We start from the raw sequence: 26,142 nt of genomic DNA on the forward strand, positions 1-26,142 counted from the left end.
GGGCGCCCGGGGGGGGGGCGGGCGCGGCGGGGGTTCTTCGTGGGGGGGGGCGGTGTGGGGGGGGGGGGGGGGCGGGGGGGGCGGGCGCCCCGGCCCCCCCCCCCCCCCCCACCACCGCACACCTGTCCGGCAGACCACAGGTATCCGTTCAGGGTGTGTCAGATGACCATCCTGGTGGGCGTTCCGCCCGCTTCACGAACATCCCGCCAACTCTCTGTTCCGGCCGAACTTTCCGACGGCCACGAGCATCTCAGCGCCGGTATCGCCGTGCCGGGGGTGGCGCGTGACGGTTCGGCCAAGACACCGGAGGAGCTCTGCCGGTCCCCCTCCTGATGCACGGCAGCGGTCCGCGGCCTGAACCACGTCGGTAAGGGCCCCCTCTTCGACGGTTCAACTCAGGTGGCCGCCGATGAGGTCGGCGAACTCGTCGGGCGTGGCGAGCCGGATGCCGAGTTGTTCGGCCTTGGCACGCTTGGAGCCCGCGTTCTCGCCGGCGACGACGAGGGTGGTCTTCTTGGAGACGCTGGAGGAGGAGCGTCCTCCGGCCCTTTCGATGAGTTCGTTCATCTCGTTGCGGGAGAGCTTCTCCAGGGTTCCGGTCATCGCGCCGGTGACGACCACGGTCATGCCGGCCAGGGGACCCTCCTCCGCCGCAGCGCCGGACGCCGCGCTGTCGCCGTCGGGGCTCGCCACCTCGCCGGGGACGGGCGGGGTGGCACCGGGCTCGGTCATATTGACGCCTGCGGCGGCGAGCTTGTCGATGAGCGGGGCGAGTTCGGCCAGTTCGGCGACGATCGAGGGTGCTTTCTCCGTACCGATGCCGTCGACCTGCTGCATCGCCTCGGCGTTGGCAGCACGGATGTTGTCCATGGTGGCGAAGTGGCGGGCGATGCGCCGGGACATGGAGCGGCCGGTGCCGCGTACCCCGAGGGCGCACAGGACTCGCGACAGCGGCTGCTGTTTGGCCTTGGTGATCGCGGCGAGGAGGTTGTCGGTGCTGGTGGCACCCATCCGCTCCAGGCCGAGGAGCTGCTCGCGGGTGAGGGTGAACAGGTCGGCGAGCTCGGTGACGAGGCCGGTGTCTACGAGCTGGACGACCCGGGTGTGGCCGAGGCCTTCGATGTCGAGCTGGTCGCGGCCGGCGGCGTAGGCGAGGGAGGCGACCAGGTGGCAGTTGCGGCCCTGCGTGCACCGCCAGCGTTCCTGGCTCTTGTCGATGTCCGATCCGCAGCGCGGGCAGGTCTCGGGGAAGGCGATGGGCTGTTCCTCGCCGGTTCGCAGATGGGCGACGGGGGCCTGGATGCGGGGGATGACGTCGCCGGCGCGGTGGACCATGACCTGATCGCCCAGGCGCAGGTCGCGTCGGGTGATGTCGGCCGGGTTGTGCAGGGTGGCGTAGGTGATGGTGGAGCCGTCGATGACGACCGGTTCGAGGACGCCGCGTGGAGCGATGATCCCGGTGCGGCCGACGTTCCACTCCACCTCCAGCAGTCGGGTGATCTTCTCCACGGCCGGGAGCTTGTAGGCGATCGCCCATCTCGGGGCGCGCGAGCCGGAGCCCGCGGCCTGCTGGTCGGCGGCGAGGTCGGCCTTGATGACGATGCCGTCGATCCCGAACGGCAGCCCGGCACGGACCGCGGCGATCTCCTGCACCCGGGCGAGGACCTGCTCCACGGTCTCGGCGACGGTGTCCGGGACGGCGGTGCGGGCGCTGGTGTGCACACCGAGCTTGGTGACCAGGTCCATCAGGTCGCTGTGCGCGGACGCGGACAGCTGCTCGGCCGGCACCGGGTCGGTGTCGGGCAGGGGCAGCAGTCCGTAGCCGAAGAACGTCATGGGCACGGTGTAGAGGCGCTCTTTGGCCCGCAGCGTGCCCGCCGCGGCGTTGCGCGGGTTGGCGAACGGCAGCCCGCCATGCTGGGTGCGCACCTCGTTGGCGTACTCGAACTGGACGGTCGTCATGAGGACTTCGCCGCGCACCTCCACGGTGACCGGCTCGGCCAGCTGCTCGGGCAGTCCTTCGATGGTGCCGATCGCGTGGGAGACGTCCTCCCCGGCCGTCCCGTCGCCACGGGTGATCAGCCGGGTCAGGCGGCCGCCGGTGTAGCGGGCGGCGATCGCGAGTCCGTCGAGCTTCGGCCCGACGTGGAAGCGGGCGACCTCGTGCCCGACACGGCGGGCCAGCGAATCGGTCCAGGTGGTGAACTCCTGGGCGGAGAACACGTTGTCCAGGCTCAGCATCGCCACCGTGTGCGGGACATCGCCCTCCGCCGTGCCGCCGGCCACCTTCCCGGTGGGGGAGTCGGGCAGCACCTGCTCGGGGTGCCCGGCCTCGTACGCGGCGATCGAGCGCACCAGCCGGTCGTAGGCGTCGTCGTCCAGCGGCGACGTGCCGCCGGCGTAGTACGCGGCCGCCGCCCCGACGGCCTCCTCGACCGCCTGCGCGTAGGCGGCGGTATCCACGATCTCTGCTGCAGGTGTCGTCATGTCCCGCATCTTGCCGTCCACCACTGACAACGGGACCGGACGTGAAGAATCAGGACGTCAGCTCTGAATCCTGCGCAGGTACTGGGTGAGGGTTCGGCCAGGAATCGACCCCGAGGGAACACGGCCGGCGGGGATGCCTCCCATGGCCTCGTAGAAAGGCTCAGCGTTCGGGTCCGCGTCGATGGTGAACTGGGTGAATCCCAGCGCCTCGGCGGTCTCGACCGCATGAGTGAACAGCAGACGGCCGATGCCCTGCCCGATCGCGTCCGGGTCGACGAACATCATGCCGAGGACACCCTGCGGCGGCTCACCCTCGAAGGTCGTGAAGCCGACGATGCTGCCGTCTCGCTCCGCGACAGCCGTCCGGCGGCCGGCGAGCTCTGGCCCTCTGAGCGTGAGCTCCTCCCGACACGATGCGAGAAACTCGGCGTCATACCCCCAGTGGGCCTTCGAACGAAGCGCCAGATCAGACAAGAAGCGCGCTTCCTCATCCCGGGCCGGCCGGATCGAGATCGTCACTCAGCACCTCCACGGAGCCGTCGTCATCACCTCATGATCCACCCACGCGATTGCGGGGAACGGACGATCCAGGGAACGCATCCGCGGATTTCAGACAGGCACTGAGCTTGACGTTTCACGTGTCGAGCTGAGCAGTACTTCGGCCTTTCCTGTGGCCGGGCGGTGTACTCGGCTTTGCGGGTGGTGTCTCCCGAGTTCGTGACATGCACATTGCGATCACATGGCAGGCCGCCCAGAAGGCTGGCGTTGAACGTGATCACAGCCGAAGAATCATTCGTGGTCGGCCCACTCACCCGATACGGAAAGAGCAGGGCCGCGGAACACAAGTACCGCCGCCTCAGCCAGGGCGGTGTGTTCATGTCCGTCAGAAAGCGTCAGGCCCATGTCCAGACCCGGCACACCTTCGCCGGCCCTGCGTGCGGCTACCGCCGCCGCATTCCGTTCCTGCAGGAAGGCGGGCTCGTGGTCCGCCATGTGATACGCAAGGCCGCAGGGTGGCTGGCCATGATCGTGGTCGCCACCAATGTGACATACCTGCTTGCCGCGTGGTTCCTCGACCCGAGGTCCAACTACCGGGGGCTGCGGCCGGTCCGTACGGAGGAACAGATTGATCGGTCTCTGGCACCGTACAACCTGGATCCGCGGGTCCCTTTGGCGGACCGGTGGTGGCACTGGTTCAGCGACGTGGTCCTGCACTTCGACTGGGGGAAGTCCCCGGTCGGGGCGTCGGTCAATTCGGAGATAGGTTTCCGGGTCGTGGTCAGTGGCCAGTTGGTCACCGCGGCCACGTTGCTGTCCGTGGTGGCGGGTGTGGCGCTCAGCGTGTTCACCGCCTCCCGCCAGTACGGGTGGTGGGACCGCATCACCCAGCTTCTCTCCGTGTTCCTGTTCAACGTCCCGACGGCTGTCGCGGCGCTGGCAGTCGTCTTCGCCGGGATCTGGCTGAACCAGCACCTCGGATGGCGCTTCCTGTACGTCGCCGGGGAGAAGTCGCCGACCGTCACCGGACTGTGGCCGACGATCGCCGACCGGTTCCAGCACCTCATCCTGCCGACACTGTGCCTGACTCTGCTGGGCTATGTCGGCTATCACCTGACTCAGCGTTCGCTGCTGCTGGACACCATCAACTCGGACTACGTACGCACCGCCCGCGCCACCGGGCTGACACGCGCCCAGGCGATCCGCCGGCATGCGCTGCGCGCCTCGCTGATCCCGACCGCCACGTCGGTGGCATTCAGCATCCCGGCCATCTTCACCGGCGCGGTGATCACCGAGACCGTCTTCGGCTGGAACGGTATGGGCCAGTACTTCATCCAGACCATCGGCAAGAACGATGTGCACGGCGCCGTCGCTGTTGCCGCGTTCGGAGCCGCCATGACAGCGATCGGTGCGGTCCTGGCCGACATCGCGGTCGTCCTCCTCGACCCCAGGGTCAGGGTGAGCTGACATGACGACCACGGTGCCTCCTCTGCCCGAGCCGCTCGATCCCGGCGCGGTGGACCGTACGCTGACACCCCGTCTGGGCAGCGGCCGTCTGTACCTGCGGCGGTTCGCCCGCAACCGTCCGGCCCTGCTCGGAGTGGCGCTTTTCGTGCTGCTGGTGCTCTTCAGCGTGTTCGGTGGTGTGTTCACGCACTTCGCCTACACCGATGTGGACTTCACCGCGCTCACCCAACCGCCGAGCTCGACGCACTACTTCGGCACCAACCAGGGTGGCAACGATGTCTACGCCGAGGCCGTGCACGGCCTCCAGCGCTCCCTGGTGATCGCGGTCAGCGTCTCGGTGCTGACGATCGTGCTCGCCGCGGTGATCGGTTCGGGCGCGGCGTACTTCGGCGGCCGGGTCGAGAAGCTGACCTTGATGGTCATCCACTTCCTGCTCGTCGTGCCGTCGTTCTTGATCCTGGCTCTGGTCTCGCATCGCCTTGCCGGGGACTGGCGGGTGCTCATCCTGGTGCTGACCGTCTTCGGCTGGATGTCGACGGCGCGGGTCATCTGGTCCGTCTCCACATCCCTTTGCGAGAGGGACTACGTGCTCGCTGCCGAGTTCATGGGGGTGGGGCCGTGGCGGATCGTCATGCGGCACATCATTCCCAACCTCGGTTCCCTGCTCATCGTCAACCTGACACTGGGAGTCGTCGCCACCGTGCTCAGTGAAACCGCCCTGTCCTTCCTCGGTTTCGGGGTGCAGCCACCGGACGTGTCACTGGGCACGATGCTCGCCGACGGATCGGGCACGATCACCAGTGCGCCGTGGTTGTTCGGCTACCCGGCCGCTCTGGTGGTGCTGCTGACGGTGTCGATGACGCTTGTCGGAGACGGACTGCGTGACGCCTTCGACCCCACGTCGACCACCGGGGCGCTCGGGGGCCGGCGATGACGTTGGCAACCCCCGGGATGCATCCGGCGGCAGATCCCGCGGCAACGGCGCCGGTGCTGTCCGTGCGGGACCTGAGCGTCTCCTTTCCTTCCGAGGCCGGACCTGTCCAGGCCGTACGCACAGTGAGTTTCGACGTCCTGCCCGGACACACGCTCGGCATCGTCGGCGAGTCGGGGTCGGGCAAGTCCGCGACGGCAATGGGCATCATGGGGCTGCTGCCGGAGGCCGCCCGCGTGTCGGGCCGGGTGCTGCTGGGCGGCCGTGATCTGGTCGGGCTCAACGACAGACAGCTGTCCGCGGTGCGCGGCAAGGACATCGGCATGGTCTTCCAGGATCCGCTGTCCGCGCTGACCCCGATCTTCTCGGTCGGCAGGCAGCTGTCCGACGCGCTACGGGTGCACCAGGACCTGACGAAGCAAGCCGCGTGGATCCGGGCGGTTGAGCTGCTGGACCTGGTCGGAATCCCCGACCCGCACCGCAGTGTGCGGTCGTTCCCGCACGAGTTCTCCGGCGGCATGCGCCAGCGCGTCGTGATCGCACTGGCGATGGCGAACTCGCCGAAGGTCATCGTCGCCGACGAACCGACCACCGCCCTTGATGTGACGGTACAGGCCCAGATCCTGGACGTGCTGCGGACCGCTCAGGCCGAGACCGGTGCGGGCGTGGTGCTGATCACCCATGACCTGGGGGTGGTCGCCGGGTACGCGGACGAGGTCGCCGTGATGTACGCGGGCCGGATCGTGGAGCAGGCGACCGCGAAAGAGCTGTTCGGGCGTCCGACCATGCCGTACACGATCGGGCTGCTGGGCGCGGTGCCACGTCCCGAGGCACGGCTGGAGCGGCCACTGGTGCCGATCGGAGGCGAGCCGCCGTCACTGGTGGGGCTCTTGGCAGGGTGTTCCTTCGCGGATCGCTGTCCCGCCGTCGTCGACCGCTGCCGCACACAGGAACCCGTGCTCGCCACGGTCCCCGGGCACGGGCAGGTCGCCTGCCTGCGCGCCGACGAAATCGCCGACGGCACGCTGGCGGCGGACGCGCTCTTCCCGACCGCAACGGACACCGAAGGGCCCGGCCGCAGTCGGAGCGTCTCGGGCGAGACAGTGCTGCGGGTCACAGGCCTGGCCAAGACGTTCCCGGTCACCAAGGGAGCGCTCCTCAAACGCCGTGTCGGCACGTTGCACGCGGTCAGCGACGTCAGCTTCGAACTGCGGGCCGGTGAGACGCTCGGTCTGGTGGGCGAGTCCGGCAGTGGCAAGACCACCACGCTGCTGGAGATCATGCGGCTCAGGCAGCCGGAGAGCGGCTCGATCGAGATCGCGGGCACGAACGTGGCCGCTTCGGGCTCCGCCGAACAGACTCGAGCACTGCGCCGCGCGGTGCAGCTCGTCATGCAGGACCCCATGGGCTCCCTCGACCCACGGCTGCCCGTCTTCCAGCTGCTCGCCGAACCGCTCCAGGCCGTGGGCACGGACCGGGAGACGATCCGGGCCCGGGTGAGCGAACTCCTGTCCCTGGTAGGGCTGGACGCATCAGTGGCGGACCGCTTTCCGGGGGCCCTCTCGGGCGGGCAGCGCCAGCGCGTCGGCATCGCACGAGCGCTGGCAACCGAGCCGCGGATCGTGGTCCTGGACGAACCCGTGTCCGCCCTGGACGTATCCGTGCAGGCCGGCGTCATCAACCTGCTCGGCAAGCTCAAGCGTGACCTGGGCCTGGCGTATCTGATCGCCGCGCACGACCTCGCGGTGATGCGCCACGTGTCCGACCGCATCGCCGTCATGTACCTGGGACACATCGTCGAGACCGGTGACACCGAAGAGCTCTTCGCGCACGCCAGGCACCCGTACACCGAAGCGCTGCTGTCGGCGATTCCGGTACCCGACCCGCAGCTGGAACGCTCCCGGGACCACATCGTGCTGGAGGGCGAGCAGCCCAGTGCGTCGCGTCTGCCGCAGGGCTGTGTCTTCGTCGACCGCTGTCCGCTGCACCGGCTGCTCGACGACGGGCTGCGGCAACGATGCCGCACCGAACGGCCCTCCCTGGGCACCGCGGTTGCCGGCTCCGGCCACAGCTACGCCTGTCACGCACGCTGACGGGCTCCTTCCCCAGCACGACGCCGCGCCGTGCGGCGTCGCCCCGCCCCACAGAGAAACGGATCCCCCATGCGACCGAGAATCGCCCCGGCCTCCGCGCTCGTCGTGGCTCTTGCCCTTACCGCCACTGCCTGCAGTTCCTCCGGAACCGATGCGCCGGACGCCGGGAAGGCGGCCAAGGGCACGACACCCTCGGTCGCCTCGGCGAAGGTCGACTACAACCCCCAGCCGTACAGCGACATCAAGGACGGAGGCACCTACACCACTCCCGGCACCTTCGACGACCAGGGCAACCCGTTCAACGCCAACGCCACCCTCACCGCCACACGCGTGTGGTTCTGGTACAACCCCGACGTCATCACCTACTCGCCCACCGGCGACGTCCAGTACAACCCGGACTACCTCAGCGACGTCAAGGTCACCGTCACCGGCGGCAACCAGCGCGTGGTCCTCACCCTCAACCCCAAGGCCACCTACAACGACGGCACCCCGATCGACTGGCGGGCCGTCAAGGCGACCTGGCAGGTCAACAACGGCTCGAACAAGGACTACAACGCCAGCAACACCGAGGGCTACCGGAACATCACCGCCGTCACCCGCGGCGCCGACGACAAGCAAGCCGTCATCGACTTCAAGGGCGTCGACCCGTGGTGGTCAAGCCTGTTCACGACCTTCCTCAACCCCAAGGCCGCCACGGTCGCCAACTTCAACGACGCCTACGTGAAGAAGGCGCATCCCGAGTGGGGCGCCGGCCCCTACACCGTCGGCACCTTCGACACGAAGAGCGGCAACCTCACCTTCGTCCGCAACCCGAAGTGGTGGGGCAAGAAGGGCAAGCTCGACAAGCGGATCTACGTCAACCTGGACTCGGACGCCGCGATCAACGCGTTCAAGAACGGCCAGGTCGACTACGCCTCCACCGGCAGTGCCGAGGGCGTGAAGCAGATCAGCGGCGTCAACGGCACCGAAATCCGCCGTGGCGGCAGCCCCTTCGAGTACTCGCTCTACGTCAACTCCAAATCGGCAGCCCTGAAGGACGTCCAGGTACGCAAGGCACTGCTGGAGAGCATCGACAGAACACAGATCGCCAAGATCCAGTTCCAGGGCCTGGACTACTCCGAGCCACTCCCCGGTTCGGCACTGCTCTACAGCTTCCAGAAGGGCTATTCGGACAACGTCTCTTCCGTGATCAAGTACGCGCCTGACGACGCCAAGAAGATCCTGGACTCCGCCGGCTGGAAGGCCGGCGGCAACGGCATCCGCGAGAAGGACGGCGCCAGACTCACGGTGGGCTACACCCTGCTCGGCGACGACCCACTGGACAAGGCCACGGCCAACGCGTTCGCCGCGATGCTGAAGCCGGTCGGCATCCAGGTCGACATCAAGAAGGCCGACGAAGCGGACTTCGCCAAGATCCTCAGCGACCGTGACTTCGACCTCTTCTTGTCCGGCAACCGTTCCACGGACCCCTTCGGCGCCCGCTACCTCTACCAGTTCTACGGCACGGACAGTGACTCCAACCTGACCGGCACCGGAACCCCGGAGCTGGACAAGGAGATCCACGCAGCGTCCCAGATAACCGACCCCAGCAAGCAGACTGCCCAAGCCAATGCCATCGAGCGCAAGGAACTGGCGCAGTACGCCTTCCTGCCGCTGTTCAGCGGTCCGTCCATCTACGGTGTCAAGAAGGGCCTGGCCAACGTCGGCGCCACGATCTTCGGCACCCCTCTGCCGGAGACCGTAGGCTGGCAGAAGTAACTTCACGGGAGAGGTCGGGAATCCAAAGAGGGCTCCGACCCGTACCGGTGGGCACATAGAGCAGGTCGTGACGGGGCTGCGCGCGGTCTCGACGGGCTGTTGGCCGCTCCTCCGCCTGAAGGCAGAAGATGCCCGGCTCGGGCCGCCTGCTGAGGCAACGCCTCAGCAGGCCTCGCGCCCTCGCCACCAGCCAGGTTCAGACGGGCTTGGAACAGCATCTCACCTGTCGTGTTCCGCATCCGGCCGCCCTGTCCACGGACGGCCGGCTCCGCCTCTGATCACTCCGTGGCGGCGGCGAGGGCGGCCAGCTCGCGGTTGACGGCGGCTTGGTGCGCCTCAGCGTCCAGGCGCGCCTTCTTCGGGCTCCAGCGGCCCGCCATCACGAAGACGAAGGGCAGGAAGAGCACCTGGCCGCCGACGCAGATCCACCACCAGGTGCGCCATTCGCCGGGCCCGTCCTTCGACGCCTTCTGGACCTTGGCGCCGTACTCCTGCAGCAGCTTCAGCTGCGGCGCCGCCTTCTGCACGACGGCGAGGTTCTCCGGGCCGACCTCCTTGGCGGCGCGGGCGCCCAACGCGGGCGGCACGGTGGCCGGGGTGTACTTGTTCAACTCGGCGAAGATATCCGGGTGCGCGTTGACGATGGCCAGCGCGGGCGCCGCCTGCGCCGAGGCGACCTTGACCTCGGCGCCGTGCTCCACGAGCGGGGTGACGGAGGTGACCAGTACCGGGATGAAGGCCGCGGAGACGGCGACCACGATGCGGACCGTCCAGCCCCACACCGCCAGACCCGCCGCGGTCGCAGCCGGGTTGTGCTTCTCCACCGTCTCGGTGAAGCTCGCCATCCAGGGCGCGTAGGCGATGCCGCTGAAGACGCCGATGCCGATGAACAGCCAGGCGAAGGTGTAGTAGTCGGTCGTCAGATGGGTGGCGCGGGTGGCGAAGAGCGAGGTCACCACGACGGAGCCGACCGCACCGACGATCATGAAGGGCTTGCGCACCTTCAGCCGGTCCGAGAGCAGGCCGACCAGGACCAGGGCGATGGCGTTCGCCCCCCAGTACCAGTTGGCCAGCGCGTTGGTGCGCTGCTCGCTGTAGCCGAAGACGGTCGAGAAGTAGACGACGAAGTTGCCGACCGCCGCGTAGTAGAGCAGCAGGAACACGGCGATGGCGAAGGCCGAGCCCAGCACGTCCAGGCGCATCATCTGCCGCCACTCGCCGCGGCGTACCGCCTCGGTGTCCAGCCCCTTGGCGCGGGCCTCGATCAGCGCCCGGTCCCGCAGCGTCACCATGATCTGGTCGCGCAGCGCCGGGGACAGCTCGCGCAGCGCGAAGACCGCGACGACGAAGACGACGAACCCGGCGATCGCCGAATAGCGCAGTTCGTCCTGCCAGGTGGCGCTGTCGAGGGTGTTGCTGGTGACGGTGGTGACCACCAGGGAGCCGATGACCGGGCCCATCGTCCAGTACCCCATCGCGGTGGCCCGGCCGAGCTGCGGGGAGAAGTCCCTGATCAGTGCGGGGGTGGCGACCAGCACGATGCCCTCGATGAAGCTGACGAGCGCGAAGAGCACCAGATAGGTGGTCTTGTTCGCCGCGTTCGGCAACCCGAAGAAGACCAGCAGCGCGGCGATCAGCAGCCCGTAGACCACCAGATTCGCCCGGCCCCAGCGGTCCGCCAGACCCGCCACGAGCGAGGCGAAGGCCCCGACCGCGTTGCCGATCACCGAGACCCAGATGAAGTAGCGGTACGTCATACCGAAGTGCGTGATGATCGACGTCGCCACCGCGTACTGGATGTACAGCATGTAGTACAGGACGACAGTGGTGACGACCACGATCGCGAGATAGACCATACGGCGAACGGTGGGCGGGTAGTCCGCCAGTTCGCGGCGGTACAGCCAGGCCAGCGGGCCGCGGGGGTCCGCGGAGGGCGCAGCGGGCGCGGGTCTGTCGGCGTCGGACGGTGTCGTGGCGGCGGACATACGGCTCCTCCCAGGGATACCCGGAACCGGGTGTTCGCATCGGTGTGACGAGCATGCGCGGAGCCCGGCTCCGAGAGCGTGGGCAGAGGCTAGTACCGACTAGTCGGTACGCCTAGAGGGTCTGCACAAGATCATGCACCGGGTTCATCCCGGGCCGCCGAAGGTGCGGGTGCAGAACACTCAGGACCCGACGCCCCCTGCGGCGTCCGCGAACTCATCGGCAATCTCGTCGTCTACGCAACCGCTGCTCAGGCAGACTGCCATCCTTGATTCGTGACCGCACGGGGTGAGGCAACACTGGAGTTGGCGCACTACTACCCGGGATGGATCTGGCACCACGGTGCCGTAGAGCACATGAAGAGCCTGCTGCTCTTCTTCGATGGATACGTCCTGTTGCTCCCGGAGGAGCACTTCAACGAGACCGTCGCAGGCGAGGAAAGTCTGGCGGTCCCATTGCGCGAGGCAGGACTGCTTCACAATGTCGACCCGGCTACCTGGCTCGACCACGACACCGCCAGGACCATTCGTGCGGCCGCCGAGCAGGTCATTGGACCTCACGGACGCCCTCGGCTGAGAAGCGCCCTGACCAGGAAGCACTTCATCTCGCCACGGGAGGACCCAGAACGAATCCTGCAGGGGATGATCAGCTCAGGATCCGTGACCAGGAAGCGCCCAGATCTAGGCCCGGACATGGTCGAGATGCCCGCGCGCGTGAGATCCGCTGTCCTGCTGACGCTGGCGCTCAGAGCAAGTGAGCGAGTGTCCGAGCACCGGATCCACCTAGTCGCAGGCCGCCCGGCACAGAGTGTAAGTCGAGAGGACTATCCCGTGCTTACACGCGCTGGGTCGACTGGCCGGCTTGTCCACAAGGACATCGTGGACGTGGGAATCGACCTGTCGCGGGTGCCTGTGGACGAGATACTGGGATTCCGCCGAGAGCACGGCAAGGCCTACCGGCACTACGCACGAGGACTTCGTGAATTCGTCGCTGCTCTGGAGAGAGCAGACGCGACTGAGCAGGAACGCCTCCTACGAGATCGCAGCGAGGAGATAGCGGACTCCGCCTCGGACCTGCGGCGTGCCCGTCGAGGCTGGGGCCGCCCCGTCGCATCCCTGGCACTGGCTGGTGCGGGAGCGGCATGGACACTGCATCAGGCGGACATCACGGGAGCTGTGATCGGTGTGTTGGGGGCGGCAACGAGCTTCACCGCACCGGAGCGACCGCGATCAGCCTTTACCTACCTCTTCGATGCACGAGGAATGGGACGGGGCTGAAAGGCCGGGGCCATGCGTTGCGCAGAAGGGCCGGGCGACAGCGCTGTCTCCGCCCCGACTGGGGGGTCCGCTCGAAACAGCGCCGCCCCCATCAGACAGTGGACCCTCGCGCTTGGCATCATTCAGCCCGACGGTGGGAAGACACCTGGACCGACTGCGCCCCGGGTCCCGCTGCGCGGGCGCCCCGCCACGCATCGGGCCCGCCCGCGGACGTCCTGCGTCACAGGGGCACGCACGCCATGTCGCACTCGACGCGCCGCAGATGACGCGCCGCCAGAAGCCACGGGTGGTTCGGCCGCAGGACGGCGGCGAACCCCTCCACGGCGACGCGCTGCCGGGCGTCGGCCTCGGCACCGTGCCCCAGACCTCGGTGATCGAGGGCCAGGTTGGCGGCGCACACAAGCGTCAGCGGGTGCCTTTCACCCATGGCCTCGACCAGCAGGGGCAGGGTGGTCTCGTCGATGTCCCGCGCTCGCTCGAAGTCCAGACGGGCGTAAGCCGTGGTGGCCCTGGCCACCGCGACACCGAGCGTCGTCGGATGGCGGGGACCCACCGACGCGTTCAGCCGACGGGCGACGTGTTCCTCAAGCTCCAACGCCTGATCGAGCATGCCGAGCCCGCGGAGCGCGGCGGCCAGGTCCGCCTGGGCGGTCAGGGTGTATGGATGGTCCTCGCCGAGGCGAGCGGCCAGGCGCGCTGCCGTGGCCGCCGCCAGCTGGTGGGAGGCATCGGCCCGTCCGGTCAGACGCCTGTCGGCCGACGTGTGGACCGCGACCGCCAGAGTGCGTGGATGCTCGGGACCATACAGAGCCTCGAAGCGCCACAGTGTTTCGGCGGACAGGTCGGCTGCCGCCGAGAGCGCCCCGTCGCGGCGCCGGCAGACGGCAAGGTTGTCGGCGACGTGCCAGGTGAGTGGATGTTCCTCGCCGAACGTGGAGCGCGTGCGGCGATGGAGGTCCTCCTGGGTGTCGCGCGCGACCGCGTAGCGGCCGCGCTCCCGCACATCGAGGGCGACGGAGTCGAGACTGGCGAGCGTGGCGGGATCGGTGTCCCCCAGGGTTCGTTGGCGGTGTCGGGCGGTCTCCTCGTCGACGGACAGCGCCTCGTCGAATCGGCCGCACCAGCGCAGATCGACACCGAGTTGGTGGGCGGCGTTAAGCGTGACCTGGTGCTCGGCACCGAACAGGCGCCGAGCCAGCCCCATGGCTTCCTCGCTGAGCTCCCGCGCCTGCTGGAGTCGGCCTTCGTGACGGCGGGCCACGGCCAGTTCGGACAAGGAGGCGATCACGTTCCCGGACTCGGACGCGACGCGTCGGGCCATGCGCAGGGCCTGCTCGGAGAGAGGCACCGACTCCGCGATGCGACCGCTGCGCCGCAGCAGGGACGCGCAGGTCCCCGTCATTGCGACAACATCGGCGTCCTCCTCACCCGATGTCGAGAGCCAGGCGGCTCTGGCCTCCTCAGCGAGGGCCAGGGCACCCTCCACCTCACCGCAGCGACCGAGGAACAGCACGCTCCGATGGATGAGCGACCGAACCGTCGCGTCGCTGCTGTCCACCGCTCGGGAGGCCAATAGGTGCGGCAGCAGTGAACGCAGGACCTGCCAGGCTTCAGGGGAGTCGGCGGGGTCGCCCCCGGCCGCCGCGAGCCGCACGTGGGCTTCCTCGCGCGTCCGCTGATGTTCCTCGGCCGACAGACCGGCCAACAGCACCTGCTGGAGCATCCGGTCCAGGCGCACGGTGTCGCTGTCCTCGTCGGCGTTCACCAGGGAGAGCCGGACGAGCGCTCCGAGGGCATGTGCCAGCTCCTCCGTTTCGGGCGGGGGTTCGCTCAGCGGCGTCCGTCGCTGGGCGCGCAGCACGGCGAGCGGGATCGGCTCGGCAGCCAGATGGGCGCACACGTCCAGCAGCCGGCGGGCGTCCGACGACAGCTCCCCGAGCGTCGTGAGGGCGATGTCCCAGGCCGCGGCCAGGGGGGCAGGCAGTCCAGGTACCGCGTCCAGAAGGTCGTCGGCCGGGTGGTGACGGTCAATCAGGCCCAGATACGCGTCGGCGGGCATCCCGGTGCTCAGGTGCCAGGCGCCCGCCTGCTCGACGGCGAGGGGCACGTCGCCGAGGGCTTCGGCGAGCCGTTCGGCTTCTCGCTCTGGGAGGGCAGGTATGCGCGCGCGCAGCAGCGCCACCGACTCCTCGCGTTCGAAGCCGTCCAGCGTCACCGGCGGTGCCACCTGTGCCCACGCGAGGTTGCGGGACGTGACCAGGACTTTGCCCGGGCCTTGGACGGGGAGGTGCCGCTTGGCCTCGTCGACGTCATTCGCGCCGTCGAGGACCAGCAGCCACCTGTCGTACGGCGAAGCGCTGCGCAGAGCCTCGAGGAGGACCGGTATGGACGACTCGACGGTGAGCTGTGTGCCGCCCGTCGGAGTGAGGCCCAGCCGGGCCGCCAGGTGGGCGAGCGACGGCAGGAGCAGGCCCGTGCCTGCTGCCGGGACCCAGCAGACGAGGTCGTACTCATGCGCGTGCTGGTGGACGTACTCCCGGGCGAGTTCGGTTTTGCCGACACTGCCGGCGGCCTGCAAGGGGTGCGGGAGCACACAGACGAGGCTGTGGCCGGAGAAATGGTCGGCCACCATTCGGAGTTGAGGCGTCCGGCCCACGAATCGCTCGTTGCGCGCGGGGACGTTGAGCATGACGGCGGGTGAACGGGGTGGTGTCCCGGCGGCCTCTGGGCCGTCCGGGTTCACGCCGACGCGCGGGGTGCTCGTCGCGGCCTCACCGGGTACCTCGGCCAGGGTCGGTTCGTCGTCCGGGAAGGGCGACCGATCGGCGATGGTCTCGCGAGCAATGATGTTGTCGGCGTTCAGCAGCACCGCAGCGCCGCGGGCGTGCGGCACACCGTCCGACTCGATTCGCCGGGCGCGCTGTGCGTATGGCCCCGACAGCGCCCGCATCACTGCCAGCTCGGCCCGCCGCCATGGCCCGGCGTTCGGGGCGGGCAGCGCGGCTGCCACCGGATCGAGCAGCGCGGCACGCAGGGCGACACCGTGTTCTCCCGCTGCGGGAAGCTCGCCGAGGAGGTCGACGACCATGGCCAGCTGCTGACGCGTCGTGGTGGCCAGAAGCGCCTCGCGGACCCCGGCGGCGAACTCCGCTGCCTGCCCGCCGTCGTGGTCCCAGTCGACGAGCCCGCCCATCAGGATCTCGGCGAGGTGCTCGGTGTCGGCTCTCAGGCTGGGGTGGTGGCGCAGCTGCTGGATGAGGTCGAACTCGAACGGTGCCGCGGCGAGCCGAGTGGCGAGGCGACGGGCGGTCGGCGTGGCCTGGCTGAAGAAGCGGCGCAAGGCCGCGGCCGCGTCCGGGGGACGTCGCGGCGGGACGAGACCGGGGGCGGGCCGTCCGATGTGCAGTGACCCGGCCAGCACTACGGGAAGTTCACGGACTCCCGGGTCCCCGACGACGAGATCGGCCCAGGCCGCGAGGGATCCGGGCTTCAGCGTGAGCACAGGGACGACCAGCGGCTCGCCGCCCGTCCCGGGCAGCGGCCGAGTAGGGTCCGATTCGCTGCCCACCTCCAAAAGGTCGAGCATTGAGTTGGGGGCTCCGAAGGTGGCGGCCTTCAGCGTGGCGGCTTGGGGCTTGAGAGAGGCGCGGTGCCGCAGGTGAGGCGGCAACAGTTGGACCACGGCGGTAGGACCCGCGGCCCCGAGTCGGCGGAGCAGCGCGTCGGCGGCCGCCGTGGCCCAGCCGTGGCCCATGCCGTCCGTGACGACGAGAAATACACGACCGCCCCCGGCCCCGACGATCTCCCCGAGGTCCGTGGAGCTGCGTGCCGAGCCCCGGCGCAAGGCCGGCGGTCCCGTGTCCGGCACGTCCACCTGGGCCGTGAGGACGTTCCCGAAAGCGCCGCTGTGCACGGCAGCGTCCTGGAGCGCCTGCGTCTCTTCCCGCCAGAAGGCCATGGTGGGGCTGGTGTCGATGAGCAGGACCAAGTCGAAGGCGCGGTCCAGGAACGGCTTGAACGACGGCATCCAGAGTCCGTCGACGACCATCTGCTCAGCTGTGAGTTCCTCGTCCAGCAGCACCGTGCCGCGGGACGGCACACGCCGCTGCAGCCGGTGCAGGGCACGCGCCAGCAGCGCAGAGAGTGCCCCCTGGCCCGGTGCCCGGGTTCGCACCGAGGGCAGTACGGGCGAGCCGAGGTGGAGGAGGCCGAGGCCCTCGGGGTCGAAAGTCGGCAGTGCCTGCGCGTGGGAGACCGGCAGCTCCTCGCTCGACGGCGCCGGTACCGGCGCGGAGGCCTCCGGCGGCGGAATCCGCAGCACCTCCGGAGGCCAGTGCTCGCCCGGCGGCGGAGCATACTCCCTTCGGACGGTGCGCCCGGCCCGGTCCCAGTGCGCGGCCAGCCAGAGGGCGTCGGCCACTTCCTGCCAGTCCGGTCCGTCGTCTCCGGAAGGGGACAGGCTGGGCGGTGGGGAGGAGGTCGGCCCCGGTCCGGCGGGCTCCTCGGCCCCCGGTGCGCGCTCGCGCGGGGTTCCGGTCATTTAGCGGCCCATCGAAAGGTCGCGCAGCAGCGCGTTGAGGAGGCGGTGGCTCGACCCGTCGTCCCGCAGGCCGCTGGCCGTGGTGAGCTGGACCGCGTTGAACAACTGGTCGAGCGAGTGGGTACCACCCGAACTGACACGTTCGAGGAAGAGGTCGACCAGGGCCTCGGCGTCCGCGGGAAGTGCCCTGAAGTGATTTCTCACGATGGCGAGGAGCTGCTCCCGGCTGGGGGTGGTCATCTCCAGGGGCAGACAGCGCCTGCGGAAGGCGGCGGGGAACTCACGCTCACCGTTGCTGGTGATCACGACCACGGGGAACTCCCGGCACTCCACGCGGCCGTTGCGCACCATCGCTCGTAGGCCGGGATCACTGGTGTGCACGACCATGCTGTCGTGTGAGTCCCGCACCAGTTCCGGCACTTCGTAGCTTCCGTTCTCCAGTACGTGCAGCAGATCGTTGGGCAGGTCCAGGTCGCTCTTGTCCAGTTCGTCGATAAGCAGGACCCGGGGACGGTCGTAGGGCAGCAGCGCGGTGCCCAGGGGTCCCAGGGTGATGAAGTCGCCCAGCGACGGCAGGGGTTGGCCGTCAGCCCCGTGTTCGACGCCGTCCGCCCACGCGGAGCCGGGGCCTCCGGCCCGCCAGGCGGCGATGGCCTGCGCACGGCCCAGGGCGTCGTACGCGTACAGTCCGTCCCGCAGGTTGGTACGGCTGACGATGCTCCACTCCAGGACGCGCCCGAGGCCAAGTTCGCGCGCGACCAGATAGGCGAGAGTCGACTTGCCGACGCCGGGCGGGCCGGTGAGGAGCAGCGGACGGCGCAGCAGCAGGGCCGCATTGACCATCTCGGTGCTCGCCTCGTCGAGTTGGGACACGGGCTCCACCTGCCCGAGGCGGCGGCGCGTGGTCTCCTCGTCGTCCGGGGGCGGGGGAAGAGTCGGCTCCCCGCGGAACCTGCGCCAGGGCGGTGCCTCCGGCAGGACCACGGGCCCCCCGTCGGGGACTGCACCCGTGCCGTGAAACACATGCCAGACCCGTCCGTTCTTCGGGGACGTCCCGCTCATGTCCAGCTCTCCTCGCTGCCGAAGGTGTCGGTGTCCGGGCCGTTCTCCCAGGGCTCTGCCTGGTCGACGAGCCGGGTCGGATCGTCCCAGAGAAATGCGATGTGCCGGCCGAGCAACAAGGGTCCTTCCTCGCGGAGTTCGGCGGAGCGCCGCAGCCGTTGGATCGCGTGGGGCAGTTGCTCCGCCGAGGCAACGGAGGCGAACACGGCCGACATGACGCTCCTGCGATCGGCGTGGAACGCCCCCCGGCGATCCCAGACCGCAAGCCCGATTCCCGCGGCGATGACCGCCTTGAGGACGGACGACGAGGCTCCGCCGTCCGGTGCGTCGAGGACGGCCGCCGTGAAGTTGGGCTCGGCGGCCAGTACGGCGTGCGACCGGTCCACCCCGCCCGCACTCGACTGCCGCCACTCCCACGCCAGCACCCCCTGACGGTGCAGGGCACGCCAGCGTTCCTGCCACTGTCTCCGCAGCAGCGGATCGTTGCTGCGCATCCGCTCCAGGCTGCGCAGGTGCACCCCGTACCTGAGTGTCAGGGGCAGTGGTTGGCCTTCTCCGACCTGGTAGGTGAGTCCGGCCACATCGTGGTTGAGCAAGTCGTGGGGAAGGACGAACTCGATGAAGGGCGGGGGATGGACGGCGCCGGACGTGTCCCCGCCCGAAGCCGACAGCAGCCGCGCCAGCTGTCGCAGGGACTGCTCGACGGCGGCTCCGAGGCCGTCGAGTGTGGTCGTACGTGGTTCTGCGGGAAGCGGGTGCCAGCGGCCGGGGACCGAGCTGAGCCAGGGCCGCACGACGATCTCCCCGGTACCGTCGCGCGCGGGTTCCACCATCACGACCAGGCAAGGGGGGATGGACGGGTCGGGGCGGTTGCGCAGGCGATCGGCCCGGCGTCGTTCCAGTTCGGGCAGCAGTCCGGCCCGTCGAGCCCATTCCTCCGCCCACGCGGACAGGGCCCTGCGCCGACTCGGAACCTGGACCGAGGCGGCGGCGTGCTCCATGACCAGCACGGCGGGCGGCAGCCCGTCCGGCTGGGTGTTCAACTCCAGAACGTGGGAGAAGAGTTGCGGAGGAGTGAGGCCGACGGGGAGGTGTATACCGAGTTCGTCCGCGATGCCATCGCGCACAGCGGGCCCCGGCAGGGTGTCCGCCGCCTGGTCAAGAAGCAGGCGCGCCGTGCTCACATCCTGCTGGGACAGCGGGCCGGGCAGGGACTGCGCCAGTCCGCTGACACCGCCGGACACGAGCAGTCGTTCGACTTCGTCCGCGGCCGGCATCCCCTCCAGGATCCGCACCACCGCAATGAGGACCGACTCGCCCCCGCGGACCCGCAGAACGGCGCGGGTCAGCGCGACGGCGTCCTCACGCAACCGTACGCCCCGCAGGTCGACGGGGGCACCCAGCTGCTCACCCAGCACATCGGCGAACATCAACCGCCCCTGCGGGTCCTGCATGCAGGACAGTTCGCACAGCACCTCGGTCAGGCCCAGCAGCAGGGCCGGATCCGATGTCCGCTTCAACTCGTCCATGTCGCCGACGGTTTCACCGACCTTCCCCGCCGGGCCGGTACACCGGCCCCGCGAGCGAAGCTAGCACGTCCGGCGAGGCGTGAGCGGCTGTCTGCCTCACATCTTCCTCCTGGTGGCGGCACGGCGTTGCCGTAGGGCCTCGGTGAGTCCGGCGCTCGCGGTCCAGGCGTCGACCCAGGCGGTCAGGGCGGTTCGGTGGGCCGGTGAGTGGACCAGCCGTGCCGCACACTCCATGAGCAGCACGGCAGGCGGCAGGGCGTCGGGTTGTGCGTTGAAGTTCAGCGCCCATGAGAGGAGTTGCTCGGGGCGCAGCCCGGTGGGCGGACGCACGACGGTCAGTTCGGCCGAGAGCGCCTCGTGGAGATCGGTGGCGGAGAGCTCGGCGTCGGCGGCTCGCAGCAAGGAGCGTGCGCCTGTCTCGTCCGCGGCGGGCAGGACTCCGCTGACTTCGGGCGTCGGGGCGGCGGCGGTCAGCCACGCCAGGTCGTCGGCTGCCGCGGGCCCTTCCAAGATACGGACCACGTCGAGGAGTGTGCGGGCCCAGCCGTGAACCCGCATCGCCGTGCGCAGCAGGACGACGACGTCCTCGCGCAGCTTCACGCCGCGCACATCGATCGGTTGCTCCAGCAGGTCCCCGAGAAGGTCGGCGAACTGCCGGCGGCCCGCTGGGTCCTCCATGCACTCCATGGTGCTCAGCGCGTCGGTGAGAGGGCTCAGCAGGGCCAGGCGGTCGTGGTCCGGCTCCGTGCCGTCGCGCTGTGGCGGTGGGCCGGACGGATCATCGGCGAGGGCGAGCCGCCGCGCGAACCTCACGCCCGCCGAAGCGCCCTCGAACACCGTGACGGCATCGATGAGCGCTTGCCCCCCGCTCTGTGCGGCCAGTGCGGCACGCACCAGAGTGACGACGTCCTCCCGCTGTCGAGCGCCTCGCAAGGTGATGGGCTGGCCCAGCGTGTCCCCGAGCACCTCGGCGAACAGGCGGCGTCCCGACGCGTCGTCCAGGGACTCCAGCTCGCACAGCGCGTCCGTGAGATGCCCCAGGAGCTCCAATGCCCTGGAGCGGTCGTCGTCCTGGCGCTCCGACGCGATGACTTGGTCGGGATCCGTGCCGCACTGGCCCCACCGGATCTCAAAGCTGGCGCCGACCCGAAAGGCGCGACCTTCCACCCTGATCGGCGTGATGATGTCGGAGCGCAGCCTTTCGGCCAGGGCCCGCGCTGCCACCGGTTCGAGGTTGCCGACGAGAATCGCGAACGATTCGGTGCCCAGGCGGGCCACCGTGTCGTCGTCCCGCACGCCGGCCACCAGCCGGCGGGCCGCTTCGACGAGGACGGCGTCACTCACTGCGGCGCCGAACCGGTCGTGGACGCTGTGCCATCCGTCGAGCGTGCAGAGGAGCACCGCCAGACCCTGCTGACCCGCTTCGGAGTCCTCAGGTGGACGGTGCACATGGCGGTGACCGGGGTCGGCGGTGGCGTCGGGATCGGAGCACAGCAGGTGGGTGAGCTGTTTGTACAGGGTGCGGGAGTGGCGCAGGCCGGTCAGGGAGTCGCTGCGAGCCCTGTAGGCGTGCGTCAGGTCGAGGATTGTCGCCGCCGCCGACGCGACGTCGAGACGGCTCGTCACCAGGACATGGCCAGGTGCGGTGGCGACCTGGTCCAGGAATGCGGTGACGTCGTGGTCGTCCGTGACGTGGTCGAGGACGAGGAGCCAGCGCGTGTGGGAGCCGAGCCATCCGCGTGCTCGGTCGACGGATGCCTCCGGGGTGACCTGTGACGTCGGTGCCACCGCGGCCATGAGGTGCCCGAGGTCCGTCCTCAGCGTCGCGGCGTTGCGAGCGTCCACCCACCACGCCAGCGTGTAGGCGTTCAGCGTCCGGTGGGCGTATTCCAGGGCGATGGTGGTTTTGTCCGAGCCGGCCGGTCCGCGCAGTACGACGGGCGGGTCCTCGCCGAGCACCAGGCTTTCCGTGATCTCTTCCACGACGTTGTCGAGGGCAGGCAGCCAGCGCGTAGGACGGCGCTGGGGCAGGTTGTGCGTGCGCCACTTCCACGGCGAGGGCTCCCGGTCCGCCCGCCCGCCGCCTGTGCCCGCCCCAGCTCCGCTCACCGGCGCCAGCTCCGCGAGCGGGTGCCCGTTGCGGGGCAGGGTCAGCGTGCCGGTCCGCTCCGCGATCACCGCCGGAAAATCCGGCGTACGGCCGAGGCGTGGTGCGATGTACTCGCTCACCAAGTCGACCGTGCGCTGTGCCGAACCGCTGTTGATCACCGCCCGGAGCACACCGCGTGTCTCCGGCGCGAAGGCGAACACGTCCTGACCCGCGAGCGGGTCGTCCACCCGCATCAGGCCGCTCAGCAGGACCTCGGCCAGGCAGACCGGGCTGGTCTCGGGCAGTGCCGCGGCCTGGACGAGCCGCATCACGGGAAGCGTCAGCGGATCGACGGCCGCCAGGTGGGCGGCCAGTTGGTAGGCGTGCGGCGAGACGTTCGCCCGGAAGCGGCGGACGCGGTCGGTGACACTGCCCGACCCGGGCTGCTCCGTGCCGTCAAGAGGCACGGCCTCGGCCAGAGCGGTCGCGTCCGTCACCCGCAGGGTGGCGACCCCGCCCTGCGACGCGATGAGGTCCGCCCAGGGCTGGAGGCTCGCCTCGTCCAGTTCCAGCACGGGCACGGCAAGAGCGGGGCGCGGGCTCAAGGAAGGGGGCAGCCAGGGGTCACGGGTCCTCAGCAGGCTGTTGAACGGTGCCGGCGCGGTCGTACGGACGAGCATGGGCTCCGCCGCCACCCCGGTTCTGCTCCACAGCCCAGTGGGGAACAGATGGATCACGGCGGTCGGTGCCCTGCGGGCCAGGGCGGCCAGGCTGCGTTGTGCGGTGCCGGTGTACCAGTGGTCGGCGACCGCGTCGGTGACGGCGAGTACGACGGTCGGGCCGCCGGTCAGCAGAGCCGAGGCGTCGAGCGGGCTGACGCGCACCGAGCGGAATATGCCCGAGCCCGACAGGGCGTGGGTCAGCTCGGCCACGGTGTCTCGCCACACCCGCATGGACGGGCCGTTGTCGACGGCGAGGACGAGATGCAGCCATCGGTCCTGGGCCGGCCGCAGCACGGCGTCGAGGACTCCGCTGTCGGCGATGGACTCGGCGGTTGCGCTCTCGTCCAGCTCGTAGCGGTGTGCGGACGGCACGCGTCGTTTGAGGGAGCGCAGGGCCCGGACGACGTTCAAGGGGTGACGCAGGCCCCGGACGCCGGGGAGGCGGATCGGCGCGCCGGGTCCTCCACCGGCGCCTGTGGCGGCCAGGGTGTGGACTGGTCGGCGGGCGTCGCCCGGCGCGGTCGGCGCGGCGGGCCCCGGTTGCGGCTCCGGGGCTGCGGACTCGGCTCCGACGGTGGGCGGGGTGTCGGCTTCCGTGACGGCGCCGGCTGCCCGGTTCCCGGGCGTGTGTAGGGCCAGCCACAGGACGTCGCTCAGTTCTCTGGGGGACAGTTCCGCTCCGGCGTCGCGCAGGATGGCGTGGAGGCGGGCGACGAGGAATTCGTCGGGCTCAGCGGGCGCCGCCGCTCCTGAGCTCACGCAGCACCGCCTTCCGGAGGTGAGCGGCCTCGGGGTGGACGCCCTGGTGCAGGAGGTGGACGGCGTGCAGCAACTGGTCGGTGGCGAGGCCGCGGGCGTCGCGGTCCGTGATGAAGGAGCCCACCAGCTTCTCCACCCGGGGCCACTGGGCGTCCAGGTCCGGGAGATCCTGAGAGAAGTGCGCCCGGACGATGCGTTCCAGCTGCTTCTGGTCCGGCTCCGGCAGTTCCAGTCGGACGCAGCGACGCAGGAAGGCCGGCGGGAACTCCCGTTCGCCGTTGCTGGTGATCACCACAAAGGGGAAGTCTTGGCAGCGGACCGTCCCCTGCCGCACCCGTACCTTCTCCTGAGAGCCCTGGACGTGGACGTCGACCTGGGCCTGCTGCTCGGGAAGGCGAGCCAGTTCGGGGACGGTGAACTCGCCTTCCTCCAGCACGAACAGCAGATCGTTGGGCAGATCGAGATCGCTCTTGTCGAGCTCGTCGATGAGTAGGAGCCGCGGCCGTCCCTCGTGGCGGGTGGCCAGCGCGGTGCCCAGCGGCCCGAGGCGTACGAAGCTGCCGATGTCGTCGGTGCCCTCCTGCCGCTCCCGCAGCCGGCCGATGGCGTCGTAGCGGTACAAGGCGTCGGTCAGCGTGGCGCGGGTGTTGACAGGCCAGACCAGTACCGGTCCGAGCCCGAGTTCGGCCGCGACGGCGTGGGCGAGCGACGACTTGCCGGTACCGGGCGCGCCGGTCACCAGCAGGGGCCGGCGCAGCCGCAGGGCGGCGTTGACCACCTCCACCTGCTCCGCGCCGATCAGGTACGGGCGCCGCTGCGCGTCGTCGTCCGGCCGCGGCCGTCGCCAGGGCGGGGCCTCGGGCAGCGGTACGGCGTCGTCGTAGGTCCCCCCGTCGCCGCGGAAGAGCCGTTCCTGCGGGCGGTCGCTGCTCACGCAACGCCTCCTTCCCCTGTCGGCGGGTGAGCCAGCCGTTGCCGCGGCGGCGCCCAGCTCGGGTCCTCCCACAACAGGGCGAGATGAGCCCCCATGTGGGTGGTGTCCTGCGGTGCCTCGGCGCGCCGTAGTCTGACCTCTTCCCGCAGGCGGCGCGGCCAGTCCTCGGGTACGACCGTGCGCAGCTTCTCCGCCGCGTCCGTGCCGTGGGCGCCGCGGTGCCACAGGACAACCGGCACGCCCAGATAGCGGCACATGGCTAGCGCGGCGTTGCGCTGCTCGGGCGGACAGCAGGCGATGACCAGCGCGACCTCGTCCTGGCGGGTGAGGACGCTGTCCGCGGTTCGGTGGTCGAGCATCACGTAGGGGCCAGTCGTGCATTTGCGCCCGTGGTCCCAGCGGGCCTTCCAGACACCGGGGCGGCGTACGCTCTGGCCGCGCAGCACCACCACCCGGTCCCGTCCGAGGTGCCGGGGCTCCTCCAGGCCTGCGTCGGTGGGCAGCCGGTCGACGGCCAGGCCGAAGAAGCCTTCCTCCAGCAGGAACTCCACGCCGGCCGTGTCCTCGTAGTGGTCGAGCTCCCGGACGGCCTCGGAGAGCCGGGCGCACAGCTCGGCGCGGCTGCCCGTGCCCTGGCCGCTGGTCCACACCGGGCCCTCGTTGCCGCGGTCATCGTAGAGCCGCATCTCGTAGCGGAAGGACTCCGCCGTCGGTTCCGGCGCCCAGAGCCACACGCGCAGCACCGGCTGCACGGTGCGTGCGGACGCACGGGAGTTGGCGGACCAGCGGCACTGTCCGGCCGCGGCACGGCTGACACCGAGGCGGTCGGTCATCCGCTCGGACCAGTCCCGCAAGGCGGCTCCGCCCTCGCGCCGGACCGCCGCCGCCTCCTCCACGACCTGGATCAGGGGCGGCACCACGCCGGGTTCGACGGTGCGGTCCTCCAGATCCTCGATCAGGGTGTCGATGCTCGACGTTCCGGGGTCGGGCAGCACGAAGTGCGGTACGGCGTGGCGGGCCGCCGCGCGGAGCTCCGGATGTGCGCCGGGGCCGAGCAGCGCGATCAGATCGTCGTGCTCGGCCTGCGTGAGAAGGCGCACCGGTCGCAGCCCGGCCGCCGCGTCCCTCACGCGCCGCACCAGGTCCTCGGGTTGCTTGAGGGCGCTCAGCAGGGCCGGCACACCGCGTTGGTGGAGCAGGGCCGCGTCAACTATTTTTGTGCTGGTACGTGGAGCGTCGCGCAAGCCAAGGGCATGGCCGACGCGTTCCCCGCAGCGGCGTAGCTTCTTCCCGGGCAGGTCGTCGAGGGCGTCGATCAGGTCGTCACGGCAGGCGCTGGTCCGGGCGTCGTAGGCCGCCGGGGTCATCATGGGGACCACGCCGGCGGAGGTGAGGAACCTGATCACCTCGGAGGCCCTGATGGCGTACGAGCGCGGGTTGTCGGGTTCGGTCGACACGATCAGGCCGGTCACACAGCCGTGTTCGCGGTCCCAGAGCGGGGCTCCGCTGTGACCGGGGAGGATCCTCAGGGGGGCGCGGCCGGGGTCGAGGATGTACCAGGGACCCATCTCGGCCTGGACCTGGACGTCGACGAGGGAGCGGGGGGCTCCGTGGTGGTACCAGGTCCACAGGCGTCTGCCGCGTGTCTCTCCGATGGGCACAGGGACGATGCCTTCTGGCATCGACTCGGTCTTCAGCAGGGCGAGATCTCCGTCCCACCACTGGTTGGCGTGCGGCAGGGGAGGCAGCCAGCCTGCCAGCTCGACGGCGTACCGCTGTGGGCCGGCCCACGGAAGGGAGACGGCGACGCTCGCCATCTCCCGCGCGCTTGGCCGGGCGGTGGCCAGTTGGGGCCGGTCCAGCACCGCGTTGATCACATGGGCACAGGTGAGCAGGTATCCCTCGGTGACGACCACGCCCGCGCCCAGGCCCTGTTCCGATGCACCGGCGTGCACGGTGACCCAGGCTTGGCGGACACCGGCAGCCGGGTTGTCGTCGTACGTTGGATGCACA

15 protein-coding genes are annotated in these 26,142 nt (G+C 69.9%); 6 read left to right on the forward strand and 9 right to left on the reverse strand.

Annotated features, from left to right (window positions below; all coding sequences use genetic code 11):
• Positions 1–162 precede the first annotated feature (162 nt).
• Positions 163–333, forward strand: coding sequence for a hypothetical protein (locus ACWGJB_RS41270; RefSeq protein WP_453385160.1), 171 nt, complete (start codon positions 163–165; stop codon positions 331–333).
• Between the two features lie 57 nt (positions 334–390).
• On the opposite strand, the gene ligA is transcribed toward ACWGJB_RS41270, so the two are convergent.
• Both ligA and ACWGJB_RS41280 read right to left on the reverse strand, forming a co-directional pair.
• Entirely contained in the window at positions 391–2,487 is a 2,097-nt protein-coding gene (gene ligA, locus ACWGJB_RS41275) for an NAD-dependent DNA ligase LigA (protein WP_453385161.1), read from the reverse strand.
• Positions 2,488–2,544: 57 nt separating this feature from the next.
• Complete coding sequence (locus tag ACWGJB_RS41280) at positions 2,545–3,006, reverse strand: GNAT family N-acetyltransferase (RefSeq protein WP_453385162.1); 462 nt, start codon at positions 3,004–3,006, stop codon at positions 2,545–2,547.
• Positions 3,007–3,468: 462 nt separating this feature from the next.
• On the opposite strand from ACWGJB_RS41280, the gene ACWGJB_RS41285 reads away from it, so the two are divergent.
• From ACWGJB_RS41285 to ACWGJB_RS41300, 4 genes are all read left to right on the forward strand, one after another.
• Positions 3,469–4,452, forward strand: coding sequence for an ABC transporter permease (locus ACWGJB_RS41285; RefSeq protein WP_453385225.1), 984 nt, complete (start codon positions 3,469–3,471; stop codon positions 4,450–4,452).
• A 1-nt stretch (position 4,453) separates the two neighbouring features.
• Entirely contained in the window at positions 4,454–5,386 is a 933-nt protein-coding gene (locus tag ACWGJB_RS41290) for an ABC transporter permease (protein ID WP_453385163.1), read from the forward strand.
• Complete coding sequence (locus tag ACWGJB_RS41295) at positions 5,383–7,476, forward strand: dipeptide ABC transporter ATP-binding protein (RefSeq protein WP_453385164.1); 2,094 nt, start codon at positions 5,383–5,385, stop codon at positions 7,474–7,476. The genes ACWGJB_RS41290 and ACWGJB_RS41295 overlap by 4 nt, the downstream gene beginning before the upstream one ends.
• A gap of 69 nt (positions 7,477–7,545) precedes the next feature.
• A complete protein-coding gene (locus ACWGJB_RS41300) occupies positions 7,546–9,234 on the forward strand; it encodes an ABC transporter family substrate-binding protein (RefSeq protein ID WP_453385165.1) in 1,689 nt (562 codons plus the stop codon).
• Positions 9,235–9,512: 278 nt separating this feature from the next.
• Here ACWGJB_RS41300 and ACWGJB_RS41305 read toward each other — a convergent pair whose 3' ends face one another.
• On the reverse strand, positions 9,513–11,219 hold the full coding sequence (locus ACWGJB_RS41305) for an MFS transporter (RefSeq protein WP_453385166.1): 1,707 nt from the start codon (positions 11,217–11,219) through the stop codon (positions 9,513–9,515).
• Positions 11,220–11,492: 273 nt separating this feature from the next.
• Here ACWGJB_RS41305 and ACWGJB_RS41310 point away from each other — a divergent pair, with 273 nt between their 5' ends.
• On the forward strand, positions 11,493–12,494 hold the full coding sequence (locus ACWGJB_RS41310; RefSeq protein ID WP_453385167.1) for a hypothetical protein: 1,002 nt from the start codon (positions 11,493–11,495) through the stop codon (positions 12,492–12,494).
• A gap of 220 nt (positions 12,495–12,714) precedes the next feature.
• Here the strand turns inward: ACWGJB_RS41310 and fxsT are convergent, their stop codons facing one another.
• From fxsT to ACWGJB_RS41340, 6 genes are all read right to left on the reverse strand, one after another.
• A complete protein-coding gene (gene fxsT, locus ACWGJB_RS41315) occupies positions 12,715–17,034 on the reverse strand; it encodes an FxSxx-COOH system tetratricopeptide repeat protein (protein WP_453385168.1) in 4,320 nt (1,439 codons plus the stop codon).
• Positions 17,035–18,096: an AAA family ATPase gene (locus tag ACWGJB_RS41320; RefSeq protein WP_453385169.1), complete on the reverse strand. Its 1,062-nt coding sequence runs from the start codon at positions 18,094–18,096 to the stop codon at positions 17,035–17,037.
• Positions 18,093–19,625: a VMAP-C domain-containing protein gene (locus ACWGJB_RS41325; protein WP_453385170.1), complete on the reverse strand. Its 1,533-nt coding sequence runs from the start codon at positions 19,623–19,625 to the stop codon at positions 18,093–18,095. The genes ACWGJB_RS41320 and ACWGJB_RS41325 overlap by 4 nt, the downstream gene beginning before the upstream one ends.
• 96 nt (positions 19,626–19,721) lie before the next feature.
• Positions 19,722–23,195 carry an SAV_2336 N-terminal domain-related protein gene (locus ACWGJB_RS41330; RefSeq protein ID WP_453385171.1) on the reverse strand — a complete coding sequence of 1,158 codons (3,474 nt, stop codon included), beginning with the start codon at positions 23,193–23,195 and terminating at the stop codon, positions 19,722–19,724.
• Entirely contained in the window at positions 23,167–24,129 is a 963-nt protein-coding gene (locus tag ACWGJB_RS41335; protein ID WP_453385172.1) for an AAA family ATPase, read from the reverse strand. Before ACWGJB_RS41335 ends, ACWGJB_RS41330 begins: the two co-directional genes overlap by 29 nt.
• Positions 24,126–26,141, reverse strand: coding sequence for a VMAP-C domain-containing protein (locus tag ACWGJB_RS41340; protein ID WP_453385173.1), 2,016 nt, complete (start codon positions 26,139–26,141; stop codon positions 24,126–24,128). The genes ACWGJB_RS41335 and ACWGJB_RS41340 overlap by 4 nt, the downstream gene beginning before the upstream one ends.
• Position 26,142 lies beyond the last annotated feature (1 nt).

It is taken from the genome of Streptomyces sp. NPDC054813 (assembly GCF_053611365.1).

Bases quoted from the DNA above. Each gene is read 5' to 3' on its own strand.
- ACWGJB_RS41270 (WP_453385160.1), top strand. From the start codon at position 163: ATGACCATCCTGGTGGGCGTTCCGCCCGCTTCACGAACATCCCGCCAA.
- ligA (WP_453385161.1), bottom strand. From the start codon at position 2,487: ATGACGACACCTGCAGCAGAGATCGTGGATACCGCCGCCTACGCGCAG.
- ACWGJB_RS41290 (WP_453385163.1), top strand. From the start codon at position 4,454: ATGACGACCACGGTGCCTCCTCTGCCCGAGCCGCTCGATCCCGGCGCG.
- ACWGJB_RS41295 (WP_453385164.1), top strand. From the start codon at position 5,383: ATGACGTTGGCAACCCCCGGGATGCATCCGGCGGCAGATCCCGCGGCA.
- ACWGJB_RS41300 (WP_453385165.1), top strand. From the start codon at position 7,546: ATGCGACCGAGAATCGCCCCGGCCTCCGCGCTCGTCGTGGCTCTTGCC.
- ACWGJB_RS41305 (WP_453385166.1), bottom strand. From the start codon at position 11,219: ATGTCCGCCGCCACGACACCGTCCGACGCCGACAGACCCGCGCCCGCT.
- fxsT (WP_453385168.1), bottom strand. From the start codon at position 17,034: ATGACCGGAACCCCGCGCGAGCGCGCACCGGGGGCCGAGGAGCCCGCC.
- ACWGJB_RS41320 (WP_453385169.1), bottom strand. From the start codon at position 18,096: ATGAGCGGGACGTCCCCGAAGAACGGACGGGTCTGGCATGTGTTTCAC.
- ACWGJB_RS41325 (WP_453385170.1), bottom strand. From the start codon at position 19,625: ATGGACGAGTTGAAGCGGACATCGGATCCGGCCCTGCTGCTGGGCCTG.